6 protein-coding genes and 1 other RNA gene are annotated in these 5,839 nt (G+C 51.7%); 6 read left to right on the top strand and 1 reads right to left on the bottom strand.

Annotation, left to right across the window (positions count from 1 at the left end):
* Positions 1 to 349: 349 nt before the first annotated feature.
* The gene (locus PBA01S_RS22265) at positions 350 to 1,606 is read right to left on the bottom strand and encodes a stalk domain-containing protein (protein ID WP_085279340.1); all 1,257 of its coding nucleotides are present in this window, start codon (positions 1,604 to 1,606) and stop codon (positions 350 to 352) included.
* A gap of 186 nt (positions 1,607 to 1,792) precedes the next feature.
* Here PBA01S_RS22265 and ffs point away from each other — a divergent pair.
* The 6 genes from ffs (at position 1,793) to PBA01S_RS22235 (ending at position 5,719) form a co-directional block, all read left to right on the top strand.
* An RNA gene (gene ffs / locus PBA01S_RS22260) (signal recognition particle sRNA large type) lies at positions 1,793 to 2,059 on the top strand.
* A gap of 126 nt (positions 2,060 to 2,185) precedes the next feature.
* On the top strand, positions 2,186 to 3,955 hold the full coding sequence (gene dnaX, locus PBA01S_RS22255) for a DNA polymerase III subunit gamma/tau (RefSeq protein ID WP_028539106.1): 1,770 nt from the start codon (positions 2,186 to 2,188) through the stop codon (positions 3,953 to 3,955).
* 97 nt (positions 3,956 to 4,052) lie between these two features.
* On the top strand, positions 4,053 to 4,364 hold the full coding sequence (locus PBA01S_RS22250; protein ID WP_009226830.1) for a YbaB/EbfC family nucleoid-associated protein: 312 nt from the start codon (positions 4,053 to 4,055) through the stop codon (positions 4,362 to 4,364).
* Between the two features lie 27 nt (positions 4,365 to 4,391).
* On the top strand, positions 4,392 to 4,991 hold the full coding sequence (gene recR / locus PBA01S_RS22245) for a recombination mediator RecR (protein WP_016314604.1): 600 nt from the start codon (positions 4,392 to 4,394) through the stop codon (positions 4,989 to 4,991).
* A gap of 212 nt (positions 4,992 to 5,203) precedes the next feature.
* Positions 5,204 to 5,422, top strand: coding sequence for a hypothetical protein (locus PBA01S_RS22240; protein ID WP_051135041.1), 219 nt, complete (start codon positions 5,204 to 5,206; stop codon positions 5,420 to 5,422).
* Positions 5,423 to 5,455: 33 nt separating this feature from the next.
* Positions 5,456 to 5,719 (top strand): pro-sigmaK processing inhibitor BofA family protein, encoded by a 264-nt coding sequence (locus tag PBA01S_RS22235; RefSeq protein WP_016314602.1) that lies wholly within the window; start codon positions 5,456 to 5,458, stop codon positions 5,717 to 5,719.
* The last annotated feature ends 120 nt before the right edge of the window (positions 5,720 to 5,839 follow it).

The following is a 5,839-nucleotide window of genomic DNA, read 5'->3' as shown; positions in this document are numbered from 1 at the left end:
AAGTGCAGTTCAAAAAGGCGGCATAGCGGCGATTTGGCCGCAGAAGGCGGAAATGGACTGCACTTTTGCAGTTAAAACGGCAAAATGGCGCGAAATTGGCGAAATGAACTGTACTTTTGCATCTAATCGGGGCAATGTGTGATCTGGGAGCGGTGGTCAGGGGCGGCGCGGTGTACCTTTTGGCTGGTTCACTGTTGCGATAGAGATCGGATGACGGAAGGTGGCGTATAATCAGCCGGTTGGTGATTGTGACCGGGGGTGGCGACGAGCGTACAAACTAAAAAAAGGTCGGAGACGATAGCCGACAACGGTCCGCTCTTCATCTCCAACCTGCCTAATGAGGAATAACTTACTTCTTAAACTCCACAGTTTCCTTCAAACCATTCCATTCTTCGCTCTTGATGATGCCGAGGCGCCATAGGGCGATGCCCTTCAGATCATAGCGTTTCGCCAGTCCGATCAGCGTTTTGACGGTGTTCTGGTCCTCGCTGTCCATATTTAGCCCCAGGAGCAGCTTGCTGGCGCTTGTCTCTTTCAGAGCCAGGCGGATCGCTTCGTCCACTTTGTCTGCGGGTTGCGGCCGGCCGCTATTGTTTCCTTGGAGATAATCGTAAGCCATGATCACGATTTCGTCCGTCAGCGCTCCCAGCGTTTTGTAGTCATAACCTTGATAGGATGAGTTCAGCGGGTGAAGCGCCAAGGACAACTTGAGGCCAGCCGCCCGGGTTTGTTTTGACAATTCTTTGACGAAGTTGTTAAAAGCTTGCCGCGTTGCCGTCTTCTCTGTCGTTAAGCCAAGCCCCTCGAAATCGAGCATAATCCCTTGAAATGACTTCGCAGTAGCAGCATTCACCATATCGGTTATCGCCTGCTGCTGTAGGGCTGGATCCTCCAAGATCCGGGTCAATTCGCCTTTTCCATCGCTGGCGAAGACCATCAAATAAGGCAAGGTACGTGCCGATGCCGCTTCATTTACGAGGCTATCTGCCGTCACGTTGCCCGCGGGTTGCGGAAGTCTAAACACATCCCCCGTTTGCGTAAACTCTCCTTTCTCGTTGATCCGGCTCCAGCCGAAAGCAACAGCGTCCAGACTCGGAATCATTCCAACATCTGAGAAGGAGGAAATAGCATAGAACCCCAGCGTATACATCCGTTTTTGCGGGGAGGCGATGGATACGGTCCGAGAAGCTTGGTCCCACCCGACCTGGGCCCCAAACTGCTGACTGAAGAAGCTAAGCGGAATCAGGGTATTGCCTCCAACGGACCGGGGCGCAACTGCCAGTGGCACGGAGGTGCTGTTCACTTTGGCCGTTTTGTTGTTCAGCGTTAACTGAACATGAATAGCTTCAGCGCCTGTGCCTTTAATCGCAGTAATCGTTTTGGAAGCTTGGTTCCAAGTGACGTTGATGCCAAGCGCTTCGGATATGGAGCGGAATGGAACCAGCGTCGTGCCGTTTACAATCATGGGTTCACCTGCAAAATCCAGCGGGTATCCGTCCAGCAAAATTCGAACCGGGGATGCCGCTTCAACCCGGGATGATTGCAAGCCGACCAAGCCGCCAGCTAGCAGGGCGATGCTCAGCAAGAGCTTCCCAATTATTTTCATTTGTTTCCCCTCTCTCACTCACTTCAATTTTCCCATTTCCTTATTCTATTAATATAGCAAAATATAACTAGAGTTGCATGAGAGAGCGCGCACAACTCAGTGATAGTCGAGGCATAAGCAAGGCAAATCCGCCAACTTCTTCCCTCCGGTTGCATTTTAGACAGGCATGAGCTATACTTAGTTTCACCGTGCTAGATGGGGAGGTAGCGGTGCCCTGTAACTCGCAATCCGCTATAGCGAGGTTGAAGTCCTGTTAGAGGTCTTGCCGATGTGAGGCCGGTCTTTACGGCAGACGTTGACGGACGGGTCCTCCGCAAGGAGTACCTGTGAACCTGGTCAGGTCCGGAAGGAAGCAGCCATAAGCAGTCCTACTCCTGTGCCGGAGGGCAGCCTGTCCCGAGTCTTGCCGTAAAGGTGCCGCTCGGATCGCAATGATCGATAACAGGTGCACGGTACATATTGGATCAGAATACATCTTTGTCTGCGGACAGGGGTGTTTTTTTTGTACATAGACCAAAAGGCTATAGTATAATAAGGGAACGACAACCGTCGTTTAAGGAAAGAAAGAGGTGCCGCAGAATGGAGCATATTGCGCTGTACCGGGCTTGGCGGCCGCAGTCGTTTCAAGACATGGTGGGGCAGCAGCATATCATTCGCACATTGCAGAATGCGATCCGTGAACAGCGGCTGTCGCACGCTTATTTGTTCAGCGGTCCGCGTGGAACCGGGAAGACCAGTGCGGCCAAAATTTTGGCCAAGGCGGTCAACTGTGAAAAAGGACCCGCAGCAGAACCCTGCAACGAGTGTGATGCATGCCGGAGAATCACGGCCGGTGCTGTCATGGATGTACTTGAGATTGACGCCGCTTCCAACCGGGGGGTTGAAGAAATCCGCGATTTGCGCGAGAAAGTGAAATATGCCCCTACGGAAGTGCGGCAGAAAGTTTATATTATCGATGAAGTCCATATGTTAACGACGGAAGCGTTTAACGCGTTGCTGAAGACTTTGGAGGAGCCGCCTCCACACGTCATGTTTATTCTGGCAACCACTGAACCGCATCGTTTGCCGGCTACGGTGATATCGCGTTGTCAGCGTTTTGACTTCCGCCGGGTATCGTTGGAAGAGCAAAGCGAACGGCTGCAGATGATCTGTGAGCAAGAAGGCATCGAAGCGGAGAAGGAAGCCATCGAGTATATCGCCCGATTGTCTGACGGCGGGATGCGGGATGCGTTAAGCATCTTGGATCAAATTGCTTCCTTCTCGGGGCGCAAGGTCTCTTATCAGCAGGTGCTGGACATGACCGGCGGCATCGCCTCCCGGCAGTTTGCAGAGCTGGCCAAAACGCTGCTTGACGGCGATATCGGCGGGATGCTGCAGATGATTGACGGCTTCATGCAGGAAGGCAAAAGCGCAGACAAGTGCATGGAGAACCTGCTTTACTATTTCCGTGACTTGCTGATGGTCAAAATGGTGCCGCAAGCGGACAAGTTGACGGAACGTGTGCTGGATCCACAGGATTTTGCGGAGATTGCCGAGGGCTTCTCCAAATCGCAGTTGTTCCGAATCATCGATACGCTGAACCACTATCAGACCGAAATGAAATATGCCGTGCAGCCCCAAACCTTGTTTGAGGTTGCTCTGTTGAAGATCTGTACGTTTGGCAAAGACGGCGCCGAAGAGCACCCAGCAGGGGCTCGCAGTGCTGGAACGGGAGGCGGAGCATCCGCTGATGCTGCTGAGGTCCAACAACTGCGGCGCCAGCTTGCAGACTTGGAGGCGAAGCTGGAGCGAGCGTTGCAAGGCGGGCTTGCCGCCGGTGGTTCCGCCTCGGGAGCGGGGGCTGGAGGCCATCGTCCATCGCGAAGCCCTGCGCCGCGCGTCGCCTCGAAAGCCAAAATCCCCGCAGGGATGGATCATTATCTAGCCAACCGCAATAGTCCGGAGTTCTTTGACATCCAGCAAAAATGGAATCAAGTACTCCAGGCTGTCAAGGATGCTAAAATTACAGTCCATGCGTGGTTCGTGAACGGAGAGCCTGTATCCATTCTGGAGGATAATGTGCTGGTGGCGTTTAAGAATGATATTCACCGGGAGACCACCGAGAAGCCGGCCAATAAACAAGTCATTGAAGCGGTCCTGGAGCGTCAACTGGGCAGACCGTATCACTTGGTCACCATGATGCTGAAGGATTGGAACGATGCGCTGCAAGGGGCGGGCGAACGGTCAGACGGTGAACCGTTCGAGCTGGAGCATCCGCTGGAGGAAGGCGCGTCTGGATCCGGGAAGGAACCTTGGGTGGACGAAGCGCTAAATATGTTTGGGGATGATCTGGTCGTCATCAAGGAATAACCCAACGAATGGCTTGGGATAGGCACCAGATTGTGGTTATATTTTTCCAATTATTGCATGATGTGCATGTAGACCAAATTAAGGAGATGTGAAGCAGATGAACAATATGAATCAAATGATGAAACAAGTGAAAAAAATGCAGGAGCAAATGCTCAAAGCACAGGAAGAACTGGCCAACAAAACCGTAGAAGGCAGTGCGGGCGGCGGAGTCGTTACCGTGCAGGTGAACGGTCACAAAAAAGTACTGAACCTGACGATCAAACCGGAAGCAGTAGATCCGGACGACGTGGAAATGCTGCAAGACTTGGTGTTGACTGCGGTGAATGACGCTTTGACGAAGGCGGAAGAATTGGCAAACCAAGATATGGGCAAATTTACAGGCGGAATCAAAATTCCAGGCCTGTTCTAATTCTAGGAACTGAAGGAGAAGGCCCCATTGTATTATCCCGAACCGATCGCGAAGCTGATCGATGCTTTTACTCATTTGCCTGGTATTGGGCCGAAGACGGCAGCCAGATTGGCCTTTCATGTGCTGAACATGAAGGAAGATGATGTCATTGATTTCGCTAAAGCGCTGGTCAGCGTGAAGCGGAACCTTCATTACTGCTCTATCTGCTGTAACATCACGGATACGGATCCGTGCCGGATTTGTCAGGATAAGACGCGGGACGCTTCCGTGATTTGCGTTGTGCAGGAATCTAAGGACCTGGTCGCCATGGAGCGGACGAAGGAGTTTGATGGCTACTATCATGTGCTGCAAGGGGCAATCTCGCCGATGGAAGGCCTGGGTCCGGATGATATCCGGCTGAAGGAGCTGCTGAATCGCTTAAGTGATGAACGAGTGAAGGAGCTTATCTTGGCAACTAACCCGAACATTGAAGGGGAAGCGACGGCGATGTATATCTCCCGTCTTGTGAAGCCCTTTGACATCCGCGTCACCCGGATTGCCCACGGGTTGCCGGTCGGCGGCGACTTGGAGTATGCGGATGAAGTGACATTATCCAAGGCGTTAGAAGGACGCCGAGAAATTAATTAGTCTTTTTTCTATCGCTTGAAACGAAAGAACTTTAAGCCCTGAATTCCGTTGGGGCTTAAGGTTCTTTTTGCTTTTTTCGACGATGCGAAGGTTCTAAGTTTGTCCTTTCCCCGATACACATGAAGTAAAAAACGGATGGGGAGGCGATTGGCTTGAAGATCTTGAAGCGCTGGGGAGTAGGGCGCTCGAACCTGGCTCACAGGAAAGATGCGATGGCATATAAGCGAGAACTGTATGAAGAAGTGATCAACGCATTAAAAGAGTGGGAGCGGGCCAGCATCGCTTTTCAGGAGGCGGTAGGGCATGATGAAGTGGACGTGGCGATCTACACCCTGGAGGCGGCTGAACGCAGGTATCAAATTCAACTGAAGGCGGCGAAGCAGGCAAAGGTCGATTGGGATGCCTTTCGGAATGGTTCATATTTTGGCTAAGCTCAAGACCATTTGATTATGAGGTGAGTGAAAATGAAGCTGGTACTGATCGGTACGTTAGTTGTGTCATCGGCATTGTTACTGTACATTTTATTTTCGCGTAAGATCGGTTTAGCATGGCTTTCCCGTTTGGGGTTACATGTTGTGCTTGCGGCGCTTGGCCTTTATGTGATTAATTTCTCCGGTTTATTAACCGAAGTGTATATCCCGTTAAATCCGGTGACGTTAAGCACGGTATTGGTTCTTGGACTTCCCGGCGTCGCGCTGTTGGTTGGCCTAAAATTAACCATGATCTAGGAGTTGACGGAGCTTCAATTTCTGTGGTACATTATAAATCGCTTCTCCGAGAGGACAAGCTGGACAAGACCTTCCGATGATGATTTTAGAAAAAAGGTCTTGACTAAAGAAAAGACACTG

The sequence above is a fragment of the Paenibacillus barengoltzii NBRC 101215 genome (assembly GCF_004000745.1).
Taxonomy (GTDB): Bacteria; Bacillota; Bacilli; order Paenibacillales; family Paenibacillaceae; genus Fontibacillus; species Fontibacillus barengoltzii.
This window is presented reverse-complemented; position numbering and strand designations above follow the sequence as displayed.